General features: G+C 54.4%; 18 protein-coding genes. 13 read left to right on the plus strand and 5 right to left on the minus strand.

Annotated features, from left to right (window positions below; translation table 11 throughout):
- Positions 1-29 precede the first annotated feature (29 nt).
- The gene (locus GS630_RS00475) at positions 30-884 is read left to right on the plus strand and encodes an alpha/beta fold hydrolase (RefSeq protein WP_171620794.1); all 855 of its coding nucleotides are present in this window, start codon (positions 30-32) and stop codon (positions 882-884) included.
- A 16-nt stretch (positions 885-900) separates the two neighbouring features.
- Positions 901-2,370 carry a M81 family metallopeptidase gene (locus GS630_RS00480; protein WP_171620795.1) on the plus strand — a complete coding sequence of 490 codons (1,470 nt, stop codon included), beginning with the start codon at positions 901-903 and terminating at the stop codon, positions 2,368-2,370.
- 90 nt (positions 2,371-2,460) lie between these two features.
- On the opposite strand, the gene GS630_RS00485 is transcribed toward GS630_RS00480, so the two are convergent.
- Positions 2,461-4,056, minus strand: a complete 1,596-nt coding sequence (locus GS630_RS00485) for a GMC family oxidoreductase (protein WP_171176461.1) — start codon at positions 4,054-4,056, stop codon at positions 2,461-2,463.
- A gap of 109 nt (positions 4,057-4,165) precedes the next feature.
- On the opposite strand from GS630_RS00485, the gene GS630_RS00490 reads away from it, so the two are divergent.
- From GS630_RS00490 to GS630_RS00505, 4 genes are all read left to right on the plus strand, one after another.
- Positions 4,166-5,404 carry a TRAP transporter substrate-binding protein gene (locus tag GS630_RS00490; RefSeq protein WP_171176463.1) on the plus strand — a complete coding sequence of 413 codons (1,239 nt, stop codon included), beginning with the start codon at positions 4,166-4,168 and terminating at the stop codon, positions 5,402-5,404.
- Positions 5,405-5,470: 66 nt separating this feature from the next.
- Positions 5,471-6,136, plus strand: coding sequence for a TRAP transporter small permease (locus GS630_RS00495; protein WP_171238007.1), 666 nt, complete (start codon positions 5,471-5,473; stop codon positions 6,134-6,136).
- Complete coding sequence (locus GS630_RS00500; RefSeq protein WP_171176467.1) at positions 6,136-7,494, plus strand: TRAP transporter large permease; 1,359 nt, start codon at positions 6,136-6,138, stop codon at positions 7,492-7,494. The genes GS630_RS00495 and GS630_RS00500 overlap by 1 nt, the downstream gene beginning before the upstream one ends.
- Before the next feature lie 11 nt (positions 7,495-7,505).
- Positions 7,506-8,285 carry an IclR family transcriptional regulator gene (locus GS630_RS00505; protein ID WP_171620796.1) on the plus strand — a complete coding sequence of 260 codons (780 nt, stop codon included), beginning with the start codon at positions 7,506-7,508 and terminating at the stop codon, positions 8,283-8,285.
- Here the strand turns inward: GS630_RS00505 and GS630_RS00510 are convergent, their stop codons facing one another.
- Together GS630_RS00510 and GS630_RS00515 are read right to left on the minus strand one after the other, a co-directional pair.
- On the minus strand, positions 8,286-8,570 hold the full coding sequence (locus tag GS630_RS00510) for a hypothetical protein (protein ID WP_171176471.1): 285 nt from the start codon (positions 8,568-8,570) through the stop codon (positions 8,286-8,288).
- A gap of 96 nt (positions 8,571-8,666) precedes the next feature.
- A complete protein-coding gene (locus GS630_RS00515; protein WP_171177281.1) occupies positions 8,667-9,866 on the minus strand; it encodes an ROK family transcriptional regulator in 1,200 nt (399 codons plus the stop codon).
- A gap of 231 nt (positions 9,867-10,097) precedes the next feature.
- Here GS630_RS00515 and GS630_RS00520 point away from each other — a divergent pair, with 231 nt between their 5' ends.
- From GS630_RS00520 to GS630_RS00550, 7 genes are all read left to right on the plus strand, one after another.
- Positions 10,098-11,072, plus strand: a complete 975-nt coding sequence (locus GS630_RS00520; RefSeq protein WP_245223183.1) for a sugar ABC transporter substrate-binding protein — start codon at positions 10,098-10,100, stop codon at positions 11,070-11,072.
- Positions 11,073-11,189: 117 nt separating this feature from the next.
- Positions 11,190-12,260, plus strand: a complete 1,071-nt coding sequence (locus GS630_RS00525) for an ABC transporter permease (protein WP_171620797.1) — start codon at positions 11,190-11,192, stop codon at positions 12,258-12,260.
- Complete coding sequence (locus GS630_RS00530) at positions 12,260-13,042, plus strand: ATP-binding cassette domain-containing protein (protein WP_171176477.1); 783 nt, start codon at positions 12,260-12,262, stop codon at positions 13,040-13,042. The genes GS630_RS00525 and GS630_RS00530 overlap by 1 nt, the downstream gene beginning before the upstream one ends.
- Positions 13,039-13,710, plus strand: coding sequence for a uridine kinase (locus tag GS630_RS00535; protein WP_171236244.1), 672 nt, complete (start codon positions 13,039-13,041; stop codon positions 13,708-13,710). The genes GS630_RS00530 and GS630_RS00535 overlap by 4 nt, the downstream gene beginning before the upstream one ends.
- A gap of 477 nt (positions 13,711-14,187) precedes the next feature.
- Positions 14,188-15,204 carry a proline racemase family protein gene (locus GS630_RS00540; RefSeq protein WP_171620798.1) on the plus strand — a complete coding sequence of 339 codons (1,017 nt, stop codon included), beginning with the start codon at positions 14,188-14,190 and terminating at the stop codon, positions 15,202-15,204.
- Between the two features lie 150 nt (positions 15,205-15,354).
- Positions 15,355-16,152 (plus strand): pyrroline-5-carboxylate reductase, encoded by a 798-nt coding sequence (locus GS630_RS00545; protein WP_171620799.1) that lies wholly within the window; start codon positions 15,355-15,357, stop codon positions 16,150-16,152.
- A gap of 251 nt (positions 16,153-16,403) precedes the next feature.
- A complete protein-coding gene (locus GS630_RS00550; RefSeq protein ID WP_171238008.1) occupies positions 16,404-17,306 on the plus strand; it encodes a LysR family transcriptional regulator in 903 nt (300 codons plus the stop codon).
- Positions 17,307-17,679: 373 nt separating this feature from the next.
- Here the strand turns inward: GS630_RS00550 and GS630_RS00555 are convergent, their stop codons facing one another.
- Both GS630_RS00555 and GS630_RS00560 read right to left on the minus strand, forming a co-directional pair.
- Positions 17,680-18,513 carry a MaoC family dehydratase N-terminal domain-containing protein gene (locus tag GS630_RS00555; protein ID WP_171620800.1) on the minus strand — a complete coding sequence of 278 codons (834 nt, stop codon included), beginning with the start codon at positions 18,511-18,513 and terminating at the stop codon, positions 17,680-17,682.
- Between the two features lie 166 nt (positions 18,514-18,679).
- Positions 18,680-19,714, minus strand: coding sequence for a GlxA family transcriptional regulator (locus GS630_RS00560; RefSeq protein WP_171176489.1), 1,035 nt, complete (start codon positions 19,712-19,714; stop codon positions 18,680-18,682).
- Positions 19,715-19,725: the final 11 nt, after the last annotated feature.

Consider the following 19,725-nt stretch of genomic DNA (forward strand, 5'->3'; position numbering starts at 1 on the left):
GTCAGCAGTATAATAACAGGAGACGAAGGATGTCGGTATTCTTGCAGTTTGGACCGCGGGCCGAGACGCATCAACTATCGGTCGGGGGTGTGACCATGCGAGTTGTTACCGAAGGTGAGGGGCCTGCTATCGTATTTGTTCCTGGTGGGGACCAAACTGCTGAAGCCTATTCAGAACAGTTTTCGCGCTTATCCGACAGCTTTCGTTGCATCACCTATGATCCTCGCGGTGCGGGCGAGACCCAATCGCCTCCGCCCCCGTGGACGATGAACGACTATGCTGCCGACTGTGCGGCGGTGATCGATGCGTTTGCGGGTGGTCGCGCAACTGTATGTGGCTTGTCGTTGGGTGGCCTCGTTACACAGCAAACTGCGATCGACTTTCCTGACAAGGTTCAACTTGCCATTCCCATGGGAACTTCCGCCTATATCGATGGGTTCACGCGCGACTGGATGCAAGCCGAGATTGACCTTCGAAAAGATGGCATAACCCTACCCGACTATTTTCTTGCCCCTCACTATGCGGTCTATGCCTTTCCAGCCAAAGCGCTGCACGAACCAGAACTGTGGGAACAGCTCAAGGCATCTTACACCGAACGCTTCCGCGACCGCGATCCGCAAGCCACAATCGATCAATGGGAAGCGTGCCTGCACTTCGATTGCCGCGAAGATCTGAAAACCTGCCCGGTCCCTATACATGTAGTCGCTTTCTCTGAGGATGTTCAGACCGCTCCAGTCATGTGCAAGGTTGTTTCGGACCTGGCGCAGAACGGAACATTCCACGAGATCCCAGGGCTGGGACATGTTTCCATGACACGTCACAAACCTGACGTCGTAGCGAAAAAACTACGCGAGATTTTAAGCGCCGAATTGGTGCAGCAGTAAACGGCTGACCTGTTAGATGAGAATTGCAATTGCAGGATTTCAGCACGAAACCAACACCTTCGTGGAAAGCCCAACGCGACTGAGTGATTTTGAACAGGCAGATAGCTGGCCAGAATTGCTGCGGGGGCGGGACGTTTTGGGCGTGACCGATGGTATGAATCTGCCCATCGCCGGATTCGCAAAGGCGGCGTTGGCGGAAGGCGTGGAATTACTACCCATTCTGTGGTGCGCAGCAGAACCGGGCGGTAAGGTAACAGACCACGCCTTTGACACCATCGCGAGGCTCATAACTGACAACCTTCAGGGAATGATGCCGCTCGACGGTGTTTACCTGGACCTGCATGGCGCCATGGTGACAGAGTCATGGGATGATGGCGAGGGTGAGCTTTTGGCGCGGATCAGACAGATCATTGGGCCGGACCTTCCGGTTGTTGCAAGCCTTGATATGCATGCCAATATCTCGCAACAAATGGTGAATTACTCGGATGCAATGACCATTTTCCGCACCTACCCGCATCTTGATATGGCAGCCACAGGCGCACGGGCGTATCGGATGATACGCGAAGTCCATGCAAATGGCCGACCCGCGAAATCATGGAGACAAGGGGAGTATCTGATCCCGCTGCACAGCCAGTATACAGAAGTGGCGCCAGCCCAAACGCTGTATGGAACTCTGAAGGCGTTCGACGGGCCCGGCACGCGACTGGTTGAACTCGCCATGGGGTTTACCGCAGCGGACACAGCTGATTGTGGTCCATCCGTGCTGGCGTATAGTTCCTCTCAGCCCGACGCCGAGGCAATAGCCGGGCATGTTTTTGCAAAGTTGCAAGCAGCTGAAACACAGTTCGAAACAGCTTTGCTAACCCCAAAGGACGCAGTCGAAACCGCCCAAAAGGCAACTGGCGCTGGGCCTGTTGTGATTGCGGATGTACAGGACAATCCAGGTGCCGGTGCGTCGGCGGACACCACTGGGCTGCTGCGTGAACTTGTTATTCAGAACACCCCACTTTCCATTCTTGGGCTGTTGCATGATCCGCAATTGGCGGCAAAAGCCCATGCCAGGGGTCCAGGTGCAGAATTTGAGGCAGAAATTGGCGGTCGAGGCGCTGGCGAAACGCCATACTTGGCAAATGTGCGTGTGCATCATCTGAGCGCTGGCCAATGTCGTTACACGGGCGAAATGTATGGCGGCGGGATTGCAACGCTGGGTCCTTCGACGGCATTGCAGCTGATTGGAACGCAAATTCATGTCATAGTCACCAGCATTCGAAATCAATGTCTGGATCTGGCGCAAATTCGGCTGTTCAATCTGGAACCGGAACGCGCTCGGATCATTTGCGTCAAAAGCACAACCCACTTCCGAGCCGATTTTGAACCCATCGCGCAAGACGTCCTGTTATGCGCCGCGCCGGGGCAGTTTCCCTGTGAACTCAAACATGTAAACTATACAAAGCTGCGATCAGGGGTTCGAATACTCGGAGGATAATTCAAATCCCCAACCCTGTCTCGCAACTTAGCACAGCACAATTTTCCACACTGTAGCCAGGCCAGACAATGGGTGCTGGCGTATCAGTTATTATGCATCCGCCTTTATCAAATCGCTGGCTTTTTCTCCGATCATTATCGCTGGTGCATTGGTGTTTCCACTGACGATTTCCGGCATGATCGAGCAATCGGCCACCCGCAGGTTTTGTATCCCGTGCACCTTTAGCTTTGCATCAACAACCGATGTCTTGGTGCTGCCCATTGCGCAGGTGCCGGTTGGGTGATAGATTGATGCAGTGTTCGATCTGGCCCAATCCAGCGTGCCTTCATAGTCATCGTGGCTTAACTCTGCCGTTGGCCGAAACTCCTCTGAAATTTTTGACGCCAGAGGGTTCTGTTTAGCGATCCTGCGCGCGATGTTCACACCATCCACAATTGTGCGGCAATCCGTTTCTGTAGACAGGTAGTTTGGAATTATTTTGACATGTTTAGACGGATCCGGGCCGTTAAGGCGCAATTCCCCCCGGCTTTCCGGGCGTAATTGACAGACCGACATTGTAAAGGCGGAAAACGGATGCACGCCCTCGCCGGGGCTGTCGGCGGACCAGGGCTGAACGTGGAATTGAATATCGGGGGTCTCAACATCCGGGCGGGTCTTCATGAATCCGGTTGCAAGGCTGGCGGCCATGGTCATTGGCCCTGCGCGGAACAACGCGTATTTCAGGGCAATGCGCGCCTGATTGATGAGGCTGCGGACTTCGTCATTCAATGTCGGTTCATTGCATTTGAATACCAGCCGTGCCTGCAAGTGATCCTGCAGGCCCTTGCCGACACCCGGCAAGGCGTGCAGCGGTTCAATACCGTTTTCTTTCAGGTGGTCCGGGTCTCCGATCCCTGAAAGCATTAGAATCTGTGGTGAGTTTATCGCGCCGCCTGACAGAATGATTTCGCGACGGACTTTCAGCGTTTGCTCGACCCCAGAGCGATCCCGATATACCAGACCGGTCGCCTTTTTCTTGTCTATGACCACGCGTGACACCAACGCGTTTGTGATGATGTTCAAGTTTTGGCGGCCTTTTATGGGCTTTAGATAGGCCACGGCGGCACTGCATCGGCGGCCGTTGCGCGTAGTCAGCTGAAAATACCCAACACCCTCTTGTTTGGCACCGTTGTAATCGGGGTTAAACGGGTAGCCTGCCGCTTGTGCAGCGGCGACCCACGCGTCGCAGATAGGACGTTGGATACGCATGTTGGACACGGACAAAGGCCCGCCAACACCGTGATATTCGTCTGCGCCCCGCTCTTGATCTTCACAGCGTTTGAACAGAGGCAGGACGTCATCCCAGCCCCATCCTTCATTGCCCATTTGCCGCCAGCGGTCATAGTCTTCCTTTTGACCGCGTACGTATAGCAACCCGTTCAACGAGGATGAGCCGCCCAACACTTTGCCGCGTGGCCAGTCGATCGAGCGCCCGTTCAACCCCGGATCAGGTTCGGTGCGATAACACCAGTCGACCGTGGGGTTATGCATGGTTTTGAAATAGCCAACGGGGATGTGAATCCACGGGTTGCTGTCGCGGCCACCAGCCTCAAGCAATGCAACACTCGTGTTGGGGTCGGCGCTGAGCCGATTGGCAATCACGCAGCCTGCGGAACCGGCCCCGACAATCGCATAATCCACTTCCATTATCGCCTCCTCCCAATGCCGCTGAAAAAAACTCTATGCAAGATAGAGGAATTATACTAGCCTTTTTTGATACAAAACGTCTCAATAATTGCAATCAGGGAGGTAAGCAATGGAGATCGGTAAGAAACTGAGTGGTATTTCGCGGCGGGATTTCTTCCGTGTGGCGGGCCGTTACGGCATGAGCTCGACACTGTTGGCAGCAGGCGGGTTCGGTGGAGCGATGAGTTTGGCGAATCTGGCTCAGGCCGCCGAATCAACCTATGAAAAGCGCTTTTCTAAAGAGCCGAAACACACGCTGAAGTTTGGTGCTTCTGGATTCAACACTCGCAACCTGCTGATCGAACGCGCCGGTGCGATCGAGTTCGCGCGTGATCTTGAGGAACGCACTGACGGAGAGATCCGGATTGAGTTCATCGGCGACAATCAGATCTGCGGACAGCTGAGCTGTGTCGAGAAGACCCAGCAGGGGATCGTCGACATTTACGCGGCCTCGACCCAGAACTCGGCCGGTGGCGCACCTTACCTGAACGTGTTGGATTATGCTTACATGTTCCCGAGCCGCGCGGCGCAGTATCACTTTTTCTACAGCCCCGCGAGCCAGCGCATCCTGCGGGATCCCCTGGAAAAACGGCACGGGTTGAAGTTCCTGTTCACCCATTGCGAACTACGCGGTCTGCAAATGGGTTCGACCTTTGCGGACAAGCCGACCGTGACCAAGCTGGAAGAGCTGTTTGGCACAAAGAACCGCGTGACGGGCACGCAGCTTGGCCGCATCGCCATGCAGCTCTTGAATCTGAATCCGGTGCCGGTGGCATGGGAAGAAACGCTGGACGCTTTGAAAACCGGTCTGATCGACGGCGCCGAAACTTGGGCCTCGGCTGTAGCCTACGCCAATATGGCGCCGGTCGTATCTCAGTCGGTCAACCTGAAGTTCTTCTGCGGAACCGAGCATACATCGATGTCGGCCAAGGTCTTTGACGGTTTGGGCGGCGAGTTGCAGGATGCAGTGATGGAGTCCTCTTACTTCACTCAGGCTTTGATTCAGGGTGCGAACGAGGCCGCGCTGCTGAACACAGTTGGGTTCTCAGAGCCGCAATTGCCCAACACGATCTTTGCTGAGAACGGTGTGCGTCCGGCCTTCCTGCCCGACGATCAGATCAAACTGGCCGAAGAGATGTGTGCCCCCAACTATAACCCTGAACCTTGGGCGCAGTGGCGTGAGCGTCTGAACAAATGGGCCGGTGGCATCGACACCTATCAGGAAATCTACGACATCGCGCGTGAGATTCCAGCAGACATGCTGCCGGAGAATGTCGAGCCACGCCGTTGGTGGATGGGCCAGGCCTGATAAGCTTCTGCGAACCGGCCCATAGCGGGCCGGTTCGATGCAAAACCGACTGGGAGGACGGGGTACATGTCGTTTTGGGCAGAAACAGGCGCGATATTCAGCGCCTTTCTCAGCCAGGATTCCTTCGAGATTCAATCTGCGCTGGAATCGAACGCGACCTGGGTATTGGGCGCGGTCGTCGCGGCCCTAGGCGGGGTCGCGATCATGCTGATTTATCGGGCAGTGCCCTTTGTCGAACGCCATCTGGAGCGGTCGGTGATGGTGTATTCCTATCTCGCTATCGCGCTGATCATCTTCTGGGGTGTTATTGATCGGTTCGTCTTTAACGATCAGGAGCCGTGGTCGACGACCATCCCGCCGCTCTTGTTCATGGTCATGGCGTGGTTTGGCGCGTCCTATAATGTCCGTCTGCGCACTCATCTGAGCTTTAGCGAATTTCGAACCGCTATGCCCCGTGGCGGACAGCTGACCTGTCTGATCCTTGATGCGATTTTGTGGTTTGGCTTTGCGGTAATCGTGATCGTGACCACCACGCGTCTGGTGGCGTTGTCGGCGTCAAATTTCCAGATCGTTCTGGGCACGGACAACATCATGCAGTGGTGGTTCCTTCTGGCTGCGCCGCTGTCTTTCTTTCTGATGGTTGGGCGGGTCTTTCAGAACCTGGCAGATGATCTTCACAATTGGAAAACGGGTGAGCCGCTTATCAAGCAGGCCGTGATTGGGGCAGACTGATGGCTGACGGAACTTTGGTGACATTAATCTCGCTGGGCGTGACCTTTCTGTTCATGCTGGGCGTGCCCGTTTTTCTGGTCATTGGATATTGGGTGATCGGTTGCTCCTTTGTGCTGGGTCTCACCCTGGACAACATGGGTGCCGAGCTTCTCAATGTCTTCAACAAGGGCTTTGCTCTTTTGGCGATGCCCCTGTTCATTCTGACCGGTGACCTCATCAACAAATCCGGCATTGCCCGAAGGCTCAGTGACTTTGCCTACGCCTGTCTGGGCTGGATACGCGGCGGGTTGGCAATGGCTTCGCTTGGGGCATGCGGGTTGTTTGCGGCGATCTCGGGGTCGAACTCGGCGACGACGGCGACAATCGGCTCGATGCTGCATCCAGAGATGGTCAAGGGCGGCTATGATGAACGTTTCAGTGCGGCCACTGCGGCAGCGGGTGGCACGGTGGGGATCATCATTCCCCCATCAATCATCTTCATCGTCTATGGGTTTTTGATGAATCTGCCAATTTCCGAACTTTTTGTGGCAGGGATTCTACCCGGCGCACTGATGGTTATCGGGATGCAATTTGCTTGCTGGATTATCTGCCGCATGAACGGGTGGGGCTACCTGATCCCGTTGCAGCTGAACCGTGTCCTGAAAACGGCGTTTGGCGCTTGGCTTGGTTTCTTCGCCATTGGTTTGGTGCTATGGGGCATTTACACAGGCAAGTTTTCCCCGACCGAGGCCGCAGGTGTAACTGTTGGCTTCTGCGTCATTGCCGGTCTGGTCAGCTATCCGATCAATCGGATCATGGGCGCACGGAATGACATTCCACCAACCGAGAAAAGCTTTGCCGAAATGTTCGTGGTTGAAGGTTTCACAATCCCCGAGATCCCGTCGATCGTGATCCGTTCGGCGCAGATCACCGGCATTCTTGCGCCGCTGATCGCTGTTTCTGTGGTGATGCAACAGATCCTGTCCTTGCTAGGGGCGCAGCAAACCATTGGCGATTTCGTGACTTCAATGGGTGGCTATTATGCGGTTCTGTTCACTTCGATGGTCATCGTCTTCTTTTCGGGCATGGTGCTGGAGAGTTTGCCAGTCACAATCATCCTTGCCCCGATCCTTGCCCCGATTGCAGCTTCGGTTGGAATCGATCCGGTTCATTTTTCGGTGATCTTCCTGGTTGGGGCATCTATCGGGTTCATCACACCACCTTACGGTCTAAATCTCTATGTAGCTTCGGGCGTGACAGGCGTACCCTATTTCCGGTTGTTGCGATACACGGTGCCGTATCTGGTGGCGTTGCTTTCGGTTTGGATTTTGGTGTCGCTTGTGCCCGATCTGGCCTTGATCCTACTTCCAAATAGCTAGACTGTTACGGGATGGCTGAAACGGAAACACAAGAGAAAGAAACTCAGATCCCGACCAACTTGCGCCTTCTTCTCATACTTGAGGAGGTGGCGCGGCGCGGTTTGGCCGTCAAACCATCGGACTTGATCGAAACACTTGGGCTGGCCAAGCCAACCATTCATCGTTTGTTGCAAACAGCAGAAGCCGAAGGTTTCCTGCAACGCGATCTGGACGGTCGCTCTTATGGGCCAGGTCGCCGGTTACGGTTGCTTTCGGTCAATACGATGTCGTCAGAGCATCTGCGAACAGCACGTTTGGCAATCTTGCGCAGTGTCGCGGAAGAAGTGGGCGAGACCTGCAATCTGGCTATCCCGGACCGCGAGGGAATGATATATCTTGACCGGGTCGAAACGAAGTGGCCTTTGCGCATTCAGTTGCCTGTCGGTACGCAAGTACCCTTCCATTGCACCGCAAGCGGCAAGATGTATCTGTCCACACTGCGGCAGAAAACGCTGGATGGGTTTCTTTCAGCAGGAAACTTACGGCCGCAGACCGAACACTCGTTGACGGATCCCAAAGCTTTGCAAGCGGAAATCCGGCGTATATCCGAAAACAATTTTTCCACAGATGACGAGGAGTTCATGGCCGGAATGACAGCTCTTGCTGTGCCGATTCAAGATGGGCAGGGCAGGTTGGCTGGAACGCTTTCGGTTCATGCCCCGACACAACGTCACGATGTCAAAAGCCTGATGTCGTTTCTGGGCACGCTGCAAAAAGGGGCGAAAGAGCTTTCGGCGATGTTAGCGGAATGATCAGTACCTTAGATGACAGTTAGGATGCAAATTTCCTTCCGTGCCGTCTCCGGCATCCTCGATCGTGCCCCCTGTGACATCGTTTTGATAATCTTGTGCCTTTGGTCCGATTTCAAACAACACTGTCGTGTTGCCGAGCGGCGCAAAGGACCAGTTTGCGAGTGCTTTGGGGTTGGTTATGCCTTGCTCGACGATATAGCGCACGATCTCGTCGCGGCTGGTGTCCAGGGCCTTGAATGCGAGCGTGTCTCCCGGCGTACCAGATAAGAACCTGCCGTCGGACACGCGTTAATTGTCGGTAGCAATAAGGAACTCCAAATCGCCTTTGACAGCTTCCGGGTATCTTGAAGGGCCACGAAGCATGATCGCGAGATGAGCTCGCTACATCCTTGAAAGCCCAGCATTGGTGTTCAAAAGAAATTGGCGGAATATCGGGCTGCTTGCCGCGCCAATTCCGCGCGCGTTCTCTCCGACCGCCGCAGCTTCGACGACCGGAGGGATCAACCCCCGTTTATCCTGATTGACCAGATACCGGCGAACCCGGGCGACCAGTTCATCCCGCACTTCGGGTGGGAATGCGCCATCGATGAATATTGCTTCGAAGTCGATGACAGCGCAGATGGACAATGCCGCTTTTGCCAATTCCTGCGCAGTGGTTCCGATCCATGGATCCACATATCGGGAAATGCTGCTCCAATCCTGCGGCTTTCTCCAAAGAACCCCAGGGTCGACACCTGCTTCGATCAGCCTGTCCTCGAGCAGAAACAGTGATGCAGTGTCGATCAGTTGCTGGCTTTCACCCAATGGGCCTGTTGTGCGCATCGCGCCTAAGGCACCTGCATTGCCTTGGTTGCCCTCGAACACCGTGCCGTTCAACGCGACGCCACCGCCGATCATCGAGCCGATGAAGAAATAGAAATAGTCGCGATACTCGGCCCCGCGACCATAGAGATGCTCTGCGTGACACGCGGCAGTAGCGTCGTTAACGACAAAGACCGGAAGATCGCTGAATTTGGCAACTTCGGAAAAGAAATTCACGTTTTTCCACGACCTGAATTTCTTGGCTGCAAGCCCTGACAGGTCATGCCACTTCCAAAGTTCGAACGGAGTACCGATTCCGATACCGCACACTCGGTCCCGAAGAGTCCGAGGTTCGTGTGAGAGGAGCGTCTCCAGCCCAGACTCCAGAAAGCCGAAAATGACCTCTGGTAGCGGATAGTCATACGTGGTGGAGAGTTGGCGGCGCGGCGTGCCCAAAAAGTCGATCAACAGCAGATCGGCACTACGCCGTCCAATCTTCATCCCCACCGACAAGATGCCTTCCGGGTTCAATTCCATGGGGATTGAGGGCTTCCCCACTTTGCCGCGCAACGGGGTTCCACGTTTGAGAATCCCGTCCTTTTCAAGTTTGCGCAAAATTATTGATACAGTTTGCGGAGACAGGCCTGTTAACCGCGCAACGTCCGCGCCAGCGGTGGGCCCATGTCGCTGTAAAACCGTCAAAATCAGACGTTCGTTGTGATCGCGAACCCCGCTTTGACTTACCCCGCCGGTCAGTGATTTAAGAGCCTCTTTCTCCATAAGTTTGAACATAAACGCCTTATTTTCTTATGAAAAGACATCCGCGCAAATTAATAAATAAACTTTATTTATTTATTGACAGAGAGGCCAGAATCACTGTTCTCTGATTGAGACCTTCATTGGAGGATGAGGTCGGGTCTTGCTGGCATGCCGTGCGAGGCAACAACAATTTTCTGGGAGGACAACATGAGAAATCTATTCAAGATTGCCGCATCAGCGACTGCGCTTACGATGGCCGCAGCATCCGCCCAAGCGGCTGGTGAAACCGTTTGCCTGATTACCAAGACGGATACCAATCCATTTTTTGTAAAGATGAAGGAAGGTGCCACAGCCAAAGCCGAAGAGCTTGGCATGACGCTTAAGGCTTTTGCAGGTAAGGTCGACGGCGACCACGAAACTCAGGTTCAGGCGATCGAAACCTGCATTCTTGATGGCGCAAAGGGAATTCTGCTCACGGCGTCTGACACAAGCTCGATTGTACCGGCTGTTCAGCAGGCGCGCGACGCTGGACTTCTGGTGATTGCGCTGGACACACCGCTGAGCCCAATTGACTCGGCGGATGCTACATTTGCCACGGACAACTACAAAGCTGGTTTACTGATCGGACAATGGGCAAAGGCCAAAATGGGTGATGCAGCTGCCGACGCCAAAATTGCGACACTTGATCTGAACGTCAGCCAGCCAACAGTGGATGTTCTTCGCAACCAAGGTTTCCTGGATGGCTTCGGTGTAGACTTGGCCGACCCCAACGTGATCGGTGACGAAACCGATGCGCGCCTGGTTGGCAGCGATGTAACCGACGGCAACGAGGAAGGTGGCCGACGTGCAATGGAAAACCTTCTGGCAAAAGATCCAACAATCAATGTCGTTCACACGATCAATGAACCAGCAGCGGCAGGTGCTTACGAAGCTCTGAAGTCTATCGGACGTGAGAACGACGTGCTGATCGTCTCGGTTGATGGCGGCTGCCCCGGTGTCCAAAACGTAGAGGCAGGTGTCATTGGTGCCACCAGTCAGCAGTACCCGCTGTTAATGGCCTCGCTGGGTGTCGAAGCCATCAAGAAATGGGCGGACGAAGGTGTGAAGCCCGAAAATACGCCCGGGAAAGACTTCTACGATACCGGCGTTGCACTGATTACCGACCAACCAGTTGACGGCGTCGAGTCTATTTCGGTCGCCGAGGGCCTGGATCTCTGCTGGGGCTAAGCAAGCACCAATTGGATGAGGCGCGTCGCAGCGCCTCATCCTTTCTGTTCACCGAAAAACCGAAACTTCCTTTAAACTGATCTCGTGGCTGCGATGCGCGCTAGGGAAGGGGGAGAGATGTCTGAAGCAAACCGAGGCGCCCAGGAGTTTGAGACTGCTGCCAGTCCGAAAGAGACCGTGGCTGAATTTGAGAGCCACCGGCGCGGCATGTTGGGGAAGTTACAGCACCTTCTCCACGTCAACCCATCTTTTGTGCCTTTGATCGTATTGGTCGGAGCAATATTGATCTTTGGCTTGCTATTGGGTTCAAAATTCTTCTCGCCTTTCGCAATGACCCTGATCCTGCAACAGGTTCAGATTGTAGGTATCGTCGCCGCAGCGCAAAGTTTGGTCATTCTGACCGCCGGCATTGACCTAAGCGTCGGGGCGATCATGGTGTTTTCTTCTGTCATTATGGGGCAGTTCACTTTCCGCTACGGTATTCCGGTACCAATTGCCGTCATGTGCGGTCTGGCCGTCGGCACGATGATCGGAGCTTTGAACGGTTGGCTTGTCAGTCGCGTCAAGCTGCCCCCCTTCATTGTCACACTCGGGATGTGGCAGATCGTTCTTGCGACCAACTTTTTGTACTCTGCGAACGAAACCATTCGCAGTCAGGATATCGAAGCCAACGCCCCCTTCCTTCAGTTCTTCGGAACAAAGTTCAGCATTGGCGGGGCGACTTTTACCGTTGGCGTCATATTCATGCTCACGCTTATCTTTGTGCTGGCTTATGCGCTCAAACACACAGCGTGGGGCCGACACGTATATGCCGTAGGGGATGACCCCGAGGCCGCCGAGCTGTCCGGTGTCAACGTCCACAGAACCCTAATGTCCGTCTACATGCTGTCCGGTCTGATCTGCGCTTTTGCGGGCTGGGCTTTGATCGGGCGCATCGGATCGGTCTCACCAACCTCCGGCCAATTGGCCAACATTGAAAGCATCACCGCTGTCGTGATCGGAGGTATTTCTTTGTTCGGCGGCCGTGGCTCCATTCTGGGGTCCCTGTTCGGGGCGCTGATCGTGGGTGTCTTCACCCTCGGGCTGAGGTTGCTTGGCGCAGATGCGCAGTGGACCTTCTTACTTATCGGGCTTCTCATCATCGCAGCAGTCGCAGTCGACCAGTGGATCAGAAAGGTATCGGGCTGATGTCAGACACAACTCCAGTCGTCCAAGGGCGCGGGATCGTGAAGCGCTATGGCCACGTCACCGCCATCGACCATTCCGACTTTGAGCTGCGCCAAGGTGAAATCCTTGCGGTCATCGGAGACAACGGTGCGGGCAAGTCGTCTATCGTCAAGGCGATTTGCGGCGCTACGATCCCGGATGAGGGTGAGATCTTGATCGAAGGGAAGAGAGTCAACTTCACCTCACCGATCGACGCTCGCAACATGGGGATTGAGATCGTCTATCAGCAGCTTGCGATGTCCCCGGCGTTATCCATTGCGGACAACATGTTCATGGGTCGCGAGATCCGCAAACAGGGCTTCATGGGCAAATACCTGCGTCAGCTTGACCGACCTGCAATGGAAAAGTTCGCTCGTGAGAAACTGACCGAGCTTGGGCTGATGACCGTTCAATCCATCAACCAAGCGGTTGAGACGCTTTCGGGTGGACAGCGCCAGGGTGTTGCCGTTGCCCGCGCAGCCGCCTTCGCGACCAAGTTCATTATCATGGACGAACCGACGGCTGCTTTGGGGGTCAAGGAAAGCCGCAAGGTGCTTGAACTTATTCAGGATGTACGCGCGCGTGGCATTCCGATCATCCTAATCAGCCACAACATGCCGCATGTCTTTGAAGTTGCAGATCGCATCCATGTGCACCGACTAGGCAAACGGCTCTGCACGATCGATCCCAAGGACTATACGATGTCCGACGCCGTCGCCTTCATGACCGGCGCCAAAGAGCCCCCGAAAGAGGACGCCGCGTGATCAAGCAGGACGTAGAGCGCGTTTGCGATTTGATTTCCTCCCGGAGGCAGGTTGAGGTCCGGACGATTGTTGCAATTGCCGGCCCTCCTGCGTCCGGTAAATCGACCTTGGCAGAAACCGTTGTAAAATCGCTGAACACTCAGCAAAACTCGGTGGTTCCGTTTGCGACTCTGATCCCGATGGACGGCTACCATTTGGACAACGGTGTACTCGAACCGCGCGGTCTGCTGCCGAGAAAAGGCGCGCCAGAAACCTTCGACGGTATTGGGTTTTGCGATGCAATCAGACGGCTTCAGTCTGCACGGCATGAGCTCTTTTACCCAAAATTCGACCGCCATATGGATATTGCCATCGCAAACGCGATTGCTGTTCACCCCGAAACGCCAGTTGTTGTTGTAGAAGGAAACTACCTTCTGATGGACAGCGACCCGTGGAGGACAGTGGCGGATGCGTATGCTGCAACGGTTTTCATAAGCCCGACTTTGGAAGAACTCGAAAGCAGACTGCAACAGCGATGGATAAAGCATGGATTTGACCCAAAATCCGCGCTTCGACGTGCTAAATCTAACGATCTGCCCAATGCCCAGCTTGTTATTCGCAACAGCAGGAAAGCAGACCTAAACTTGAACCAGAATTATACGGAAACCGGCACACGCTACGCTTTTTGACCCGGTTTTCCAGACACCAAGTTAGTCTGCCGGGTGTTTCGCTGAACGAAGCCTTTTGTTTAAAATGGAACTGGCAACCAGTACTGCGTGACCGCTTCTTTTCTTGAGGAGCCTCTCGACTAACCTTCACCCAGGCACCCTGAGGCGGATACAAGCAGTCTGGTGTTGACGGATTGTTGGGAGAGTGGCGGTTGAATAATCGCCTCGGGGCAAAGCAAGTAATGACATATGGTCGTTCCAGGCCATCGCGCCGTTATCTGAAAGGTCGAGGCGCGGCATTCGGACGCGATCGAGCTTTGAGTTTTTCGGCGACAATAGAGTTCGTTGGATCGGCAACCACCCACGAACTGGTGGGCACAGGCGCATGTGTACTGCTGCGCAATTTTCTGATCTGTGTGGTCCGAAGGGGCGGGGTATTTGTACGGATCCGTTTTCGAGATTCCGGGCGCTCAGGCCGTAGCTTGAAAGGAGGACCCGATGCGTTGGACACGAACATTGCAATTGGTCGACGTGCACTGCGCCGGTGAGATTGGCCGCGTGGTAACAGGAGGCATGCTGGACATCCCCGGCGCGACGATGGCTGACAAGCTTGACCATATCAACAAGGTGGATGACGACTTGCGGCGACTGTTGTGTTCTGAGCCGCGTTCAGGCCCTGCGGGCTCTGTGGTTCTGTTGCTTCCAGCCACTAAACCAGAGGCCGATACAGGCTTTATTGTCTTGCAGCCGGATCAGGCACACGCGATGTCAGGTTCCAATGCAATGTGCGCCGTGACGGCCATTCTGGAAACCGGCATGAAACAGATGGTTGAGCCTGAGACCAAGGTCGTGCTGGATACCGCAGCCGGGTTAGTGCGTGCCATCGCCCGATGCGAGAATGGCAAGGTCATCAACGTGGCGCTGGACATGCCGCCTTCCTTCGTTTTGACCAAAGCTGCTGTCATCGACACACCCGATCGGGGGCAGATCACGTATGATATCTGCTTTGGCGGCGTGTTTTATGCGTTGGTAGATGTGGAACAAATGGGGCTTACCATATCACCTGAGAATGCACGCGCATTAGCCATGAACGGCGTATCTTTGAGGGAACGGATCGCGTCCAGCATCGAGGTGAAACACCCAACGACGCCAGCTCTGGATGGGCTGGCTTATGTCATGTTCCGTGGCGAAGACGATGACGGGGCCATTCGAACCTGCACGACGATGCGTCCCGGGCGTGTGGATCGGTCTCCTTGTGGCACCGGGTCAAATGCAAACATGGCTGCCCGACATGCCGGCGGATTTGTGGAACCGGGCGACAAACTGGTTTCGCGCTCCATAATTGGCGGGGAGTTCACCACGGAATTTATCTCCGATGCAGTCATTGGAAGCTACCCTGCAACGCAAAACCGCGTTTCCGGTCAATGTTGGATTTATGGCCTGAGCCAAATTGGTCTTGATCCTACCGACCCGTTTCAGAATGGGTTCACACTATCGGACACTTGGGGAGGCTAGCTGCCGCCCTTCTTCTGGTGGGTTTGAAGGTGATATCCGGCGAGATTTTGAGAGTTTGTGGCTTGAACAGGTGGCTTGGGGTCAATCTGTTCACATTATTTGAAAGATCCAGCCCCCTCGTGGCGATCTAAAAGAAATAGGGCAACGCATATGCGACTAGGATTTATCGGAACGGGCGTGATCACCGAGGCGGTGGTAAGCGGCCTTTTGGCGACCGACCTGGAGATTGCTGAGGTTCATGTGACCAAACGCAATCGCCGAGCGTCCGCGCGGCTGGCTGCAACTAGCGATCTTGTGCAGATCTGCGATTCCGCGCAATCGGTTGTTGATAATTCGGATCTGGTGTTTTTGGCTGTCCGCCCGCAGGATGCCCAAGCGGTGTTGCGCCCGCTCACGTTTTCCGAGGGTCAGCACGTCTGCAGCCTGATCGCCACGTTGACGCATGATGCTTTGCAAGACTGGATTGGCGCACCTGTACGACTGTTCCGAGCAATCCCATTGCCCGCAGTCGCACAGCACCGCGGAGTGACTGTCCTGTTTCCACATGACCCGATAGGCGAGGCGCTTTTTAACCCCTTGGGAGCTGTGGTCAGTGCCCAGACAGTGGAAGAATTCGATGCCTTTGCCGCCGCAAGTGCGCTGATGGGAACGTACTTTGGTATTTTGGATATCGCTTCGGCCTGGATGCAATCAAACGGAATTAAGCAGGTGGATTCGCAACGCTACCTGAATGGCGTTTTTGCAGCGCTGGCGCAGACCGCGATGAAGGATTGTGAAAAATCCTATGACGCGCAGCGGATCGAGCATTCGACCCCGGCTGGGCTGAACGCACAATTGTTTCAGGTCTTTGTTGAAGCAGGAGGTACAGAGGCCGTAAAGACAGGGCTGGACAGCGTAATGCAGCGTTTATGCAACGCCCGCGAAAGGTCTGAGCGGGGTGAGGAGTGAGGCGCATTCCAGTCGGAACGGTCAGTGTTTTGACGGGTGCCAGCAAGCAAGCCCCGCGCCAAATTCATGCGAAGGACAAGTGAAGCAAACCCGGACAATCTGAAACTTAGGGTTTGTGCATTACAGAGGCTTTATACAGCCTTTCATTGTCTGCCCAACTGAATCCGGTTTCGAACTCGGTTGACCGGATTGATTGCGGGCGCTTGTGTTTTGCATTGCTTTGAAGTGCTCACGGCCATAACTGAATTGATATGGCTAATCGCAGATACAACATCCCTTCTCTAAGCTCGCTGGTTGCCTTTGAGGCGGTGGCGCGACTGCAGGGGTTCGCACGTGCCGCCGAAGAGCTGAACACGTCACAGCCCGCTATCAGTCGCCACATTCGAAACTTGGAGATCCGATATGGTGTTGAGTTCTTTGATCGCGACAAAAACCCGATAGCGCTTACATCCAAAGGCAGTCAGTTTTACGCCGGCGTGGTTCAAGGTTTCGATGCATTGCAAAATGCGGTTCAGGATTTGAAGCAAGTCGATAACAGGGTCACCCTGGTATGTTCTCATTCAGTTTCGCACTTGTTGCTGATGCCGCGATTTGGATACCTTAGGAACGCTTTGGGAAATGAGGCCGAACTGCGTGTCATGACTGCTGAATATAATTTGGTTCAAGCTGCAGTCGATTCGGGCGGTGATATTGTTTTTGAATACTCTGCAACAGCGCCTGACACAGAACATGTTGTGGTATGTGAAGAGAAGGTCAAACCGGTTGGGACGCCCGAAATGGTTAGGCGCGCTGTCAGCGCCCTGTCGGGAGAATGCGAAGCACCGCCGCTACTGAGATTGCAGAAAGAGAACTATGGTTGGTTGGATTGGATTGACTGGTGGGATGCGCACCCCGAGTATGCGGATTGGCCGATCTGTGGAGAATTCGATAGCTATGTCTATCTGTTAGAAGCGGCGGCATCCGGTCAGGGTTTGGGTTTGGGTTGGCTCAGTTTCATTGACCCTTACCTAGCGCGTGGTGATCTGGTTGAGATGCCAGTTGACTGGCATTCAACATCCACCAAGGTATATGCTCGGTTAACGCGATTTGGGCAAAGGAACCCAATGGCGCAAAAGTGTCTTTTGCTTTTGAAGGGATCACAGTTAGCAGATTGAGTAAGCCTAGTTGGTGACTGTGGCGGTACGCCACCATGGGTAAACTTATGTTCGGATCATTGAGGCTCAGAATTCAGACTCGGTCATTCTACAAATCGTTTCGAGCCATCAGGCAATCTTTTGTCGTCAAAGTTGTGTGTTCAAGTCACCTAGCCTGAGCCCCAGAATCTCCTCCAATCCAGTGTTTAGTCCGCTCAACTGAGGGATGGGCAAATAAAGACCAGATGCACCCAGAAAAAGATCACCCAAATGATCAAGGAACAGGAGATTGCACGCCATCTGCGACAGCCAAAGTATAACGGATGCCCGAAGGTGTTCCAGTCTGCAGGCGCTATCGCAGCCCACATTGTTTGTTGGCCAAGTGTCCTGAAACTTAGAAAGTAGCTTTTGCCTGCATGGCTTTGGCCCCGTCGAAGCGTCGAGCCCATAGGTGCATCGTGTTGTCTTCACGCGTTCCTTCGATATGGAACGGAGTCATCCCCGCCAGAGGAGCAGTTCCACGGAATTCAAAGATTCTTGGTGTCGCTCCCATGGTACGTTGCGCAAGATCAACCAGTAGCGTTGCCGTAAGCGGCCCATGAAAGACCAACCCGTCATACCCCTCGACTGAGCGCGCATAGTCTACGTCATAATGGACCCGGTGTCCGTTGAAGGTCAGGGCCGAATAGCGAAAAAGCATAACTTGCGACGGCGATATGATTTCAGAGACTTCGGCATTGATCGGAGCAGGAATAGGCAAGGATTTTTGAGCATTGGGATGCGGGTCTTCCCGATAAACGATGTCGTGTTCTTCAGTTATGGCCAGCGTTCCGTCGTTCAAAAAAAGCTCGTGTAGAACCGTCACAAAACACAGTTGCCCGCTGCGACCGATCTTTTCGGTTATCTTTTTTATCGTAGAGCGTTTCTTAGCCTGGGAGCCCAGTGGGACAGCTGCCTTGAACTTGAACCGTCCGCCAGCCCACATTCGGCGAGGTAGAGCGACCGGAGGCAGAAAACCACCTTTCTTTGGGTGACCATCACGACCCAGTTCGCCCAGCGGTTTTGCTTCGAGAAAGTAAAGCCAATGCCACAAAGGTGGAAGTGCGTCGCCGCATTGCAATGTCGGTTCGCGGCCAATTGTGGCCTGCATAAACCGGGCAGGTTCGGTGCGCAAAGTGTCCGTACGCGTTTCTGAGCGTCCGATCCAAGAGTCGACGTCGTGCGGCATCAATACGGATCCTTCTTCGTTGGTCACGCGAATGCAGGGTGCAACGCCGCGCCATACTGATCGATTGAGGGGGCGGATGACAACGCTTGCCCTCTTTAACGTCCAGCCAACGGATCAGCATATCGGGTTTCGCGTTGGTTTCGCTTCCTTGAGCTGTCATCTCAGGTCAGCTGTACGCCAGTGCTATCGACCGGTCGGCGGTTGGGCGCTCACCAAAGCGCGCTTTGTAGGCTTTTGAGAAATTGACGATACTGGCAAACCCAGTTGCGACGGCAACATCAATGATGGACAAATCCGTTCCATGCAGCAACACGCGCGCACGGTCCAGACGCAGATTGCGATAGTGTCGTGACGGGCTGGTCTTCAAGTGTTTGTTGAACAACCGTTCGATCTGCCGCCTCGAGATTTTTTCTTCTCGAATCAATTCATCAACCGGGATCGGATCCTGAAGTGAGTCTTCCATTTTCTTGAGAATGCTCAGAAAAGCGGGGTTTCGGGATCCAGCCATTTTTGACATTGTCTGGCGTTGCGATCGGTTGCTGTGATTGTCAAAGTTATGGAGGCAATGGTCCGCCACTTTCTGGGCAGTGCCACTGTCGAAGTCCGATTCAATGATGGAAAGCGTCAAGTCCAGGCTGGCAGTGCCCCCGGCGCTTGACGCCAAACTGTCATCAGCCACAACACGCACCAACAAGCAGTCAAGTTTTGGAAACATCTCTTCAAAAACCGGCGCCAGAGACCAGTGGAGCGTCAGTTGCGCTTCGGTTGCCAACCCGGCGCGCGCCAAGGTAAATGCACCGGTTCCGATCGCCGCGACCCGACCGCCAAATCTGGAATGTCTGCGCAACCATTGCAGAGTTTCAGGGAGAGCGTCGAGATAGCCGGAGTACCCCGAGCACACGATCACGTAGTCTGCATGCCGCGTCATAGAAAGGCCGGTCTCTGTCGGGATTTCGATCCCGTTCGAGCACATTACGTTGCTGCCTGTTTCGGTCATGACCGACCAGGTGTATTCTGTTTCACCTGTCACTAAATTGGCCGCCCGCAGAGGTTCGATTGCCGCCGCGAAATCCAACATGTTGGTGCCTGGAAGCAGCAGAAAGTAAAAGTGGCGCTTTTGGGCAATGATTTCTGAATGCCCGACAGCGCTTGGGTTTTCACCCCCCCGGCAACGGGTGATGGGTTTGGACTCAATATACATACGCTGCCTTG

It is taken from the genome of Ruegeria sp. HKCCD7303 (assembly GCF_013111185.1).
Taxonomy (GTDB): domain Bacteria; phylum Pseudomonadota; class Alphaproteobacteria; order Rhodobacterales; family Rhodobacteraceae; genus Ruegeria.

Coding starts and splice junctions, on each gene's coding strand:
- GS630_RS00555 (WP_171620800.1), bottom strand. CDS start 18,513: ATGCCGCACGACGTCGACTCTTGGATCGGACGCTCAGAAACGCGTACG.
- GS630_RS00515 (WP_171177281.1), bottom strand. CDS start 9,866: ATGGAGAAAGAGGCTCTTAAATCACTGACCGGCGGGGTAAGTCAAAGC.
- GS630_RS00550 (WP_171238008.1), top strand. CDS start 16,404: ATGGCTAATCGCAGATACAACATCCCTTCTCTAAGCTCGCTGGTTGCC.
- GS630_RS00490 (WP_171176463.1), top strand. CDS start 4,166: ATGGAGATCGGTAAGAAACTGAGTGGTATTTCGCGGCGGGATTTCTTC.
- GS630_RS00485 (WP_171176461.1), bottom strand. CDS start 4,056: ATGGAAGTGGATTATGCGATTGTCGGGGCCGGTTCCGCAGGCTGCGTG.
- GS630_RS00530 (WP_171176477.1), top strand. CDS start 12,260: ATGTCAGACACAACTCCAGTCGTCCAAGGGCGCGGGATCGTGAAGCGC.
- GS630_RS00545 (WP_171620799.1), top strand. CDS start 15,355: ATGCGACTAGGATTTATCGGAACGGGCGTGATCACCGAGGCGGTGGTA.
- GS630_RS00495 (WP_171238007.1), top strand. CDS start 5,471: ATGTCGTTTTGGGCAGAAACAGGCGCGATATTCAGCGCCTTTCTCAGC.
- GS630_RS00475 (WP_171620794.1), top strand. CDS start 30: ATGTCGGTATTCTTGCAGTTTGGACCGCGGGCCGAGACGCATCAACTA.
- GS630_RS00560 (WP_171176489.1), bottom strand. CDS start 19,714: ATGTATATTGAGTCCAAACCCATCACCCGTTGCCGGGGGGGTGAAAAC.
- GS630_RS00540 (WP_171620798.1), top strand. CDS start 14,188: ATGCGTTGGACACGAACATTGCAATTGGTCGACGTGCACTGCGCCGGT.
- GS630_RS00500 (WP_171176467.1), top strand. CDS start 6,136: ATGGCTGACGGAACTTTGGTGACATTAATCTCGCTGGGCGTGACCTTT.
- GS630_RS00525 (WP_171620797.1), top strand. CDS start 11,190: ATGTCTGAAGCAAACCGAGGCGCCCAGGAGTTTGAGACTGCTGCCAGT.
- GS630_RS00505 (WP_171620796.1), top strand. CDS start 7,506: ATGGCTGAAACGGAAACACAAGAGAAAGAAACTCAGATCCCGACCAAC.
- GS630_RS00520 (WP_245223183.1), top strand. CDS start 10,098: ATGGCCGCAGCATCCGCCCAAGCGGCTGGTGAAACCGTTTGCCTGATT.
- GS630_RS00480 (WP_171620795.1), top strand. CDS start 901: ATGAGAATTGCAATTGCAGGATTTCAGCACGAAACCAACACCTTCGTG.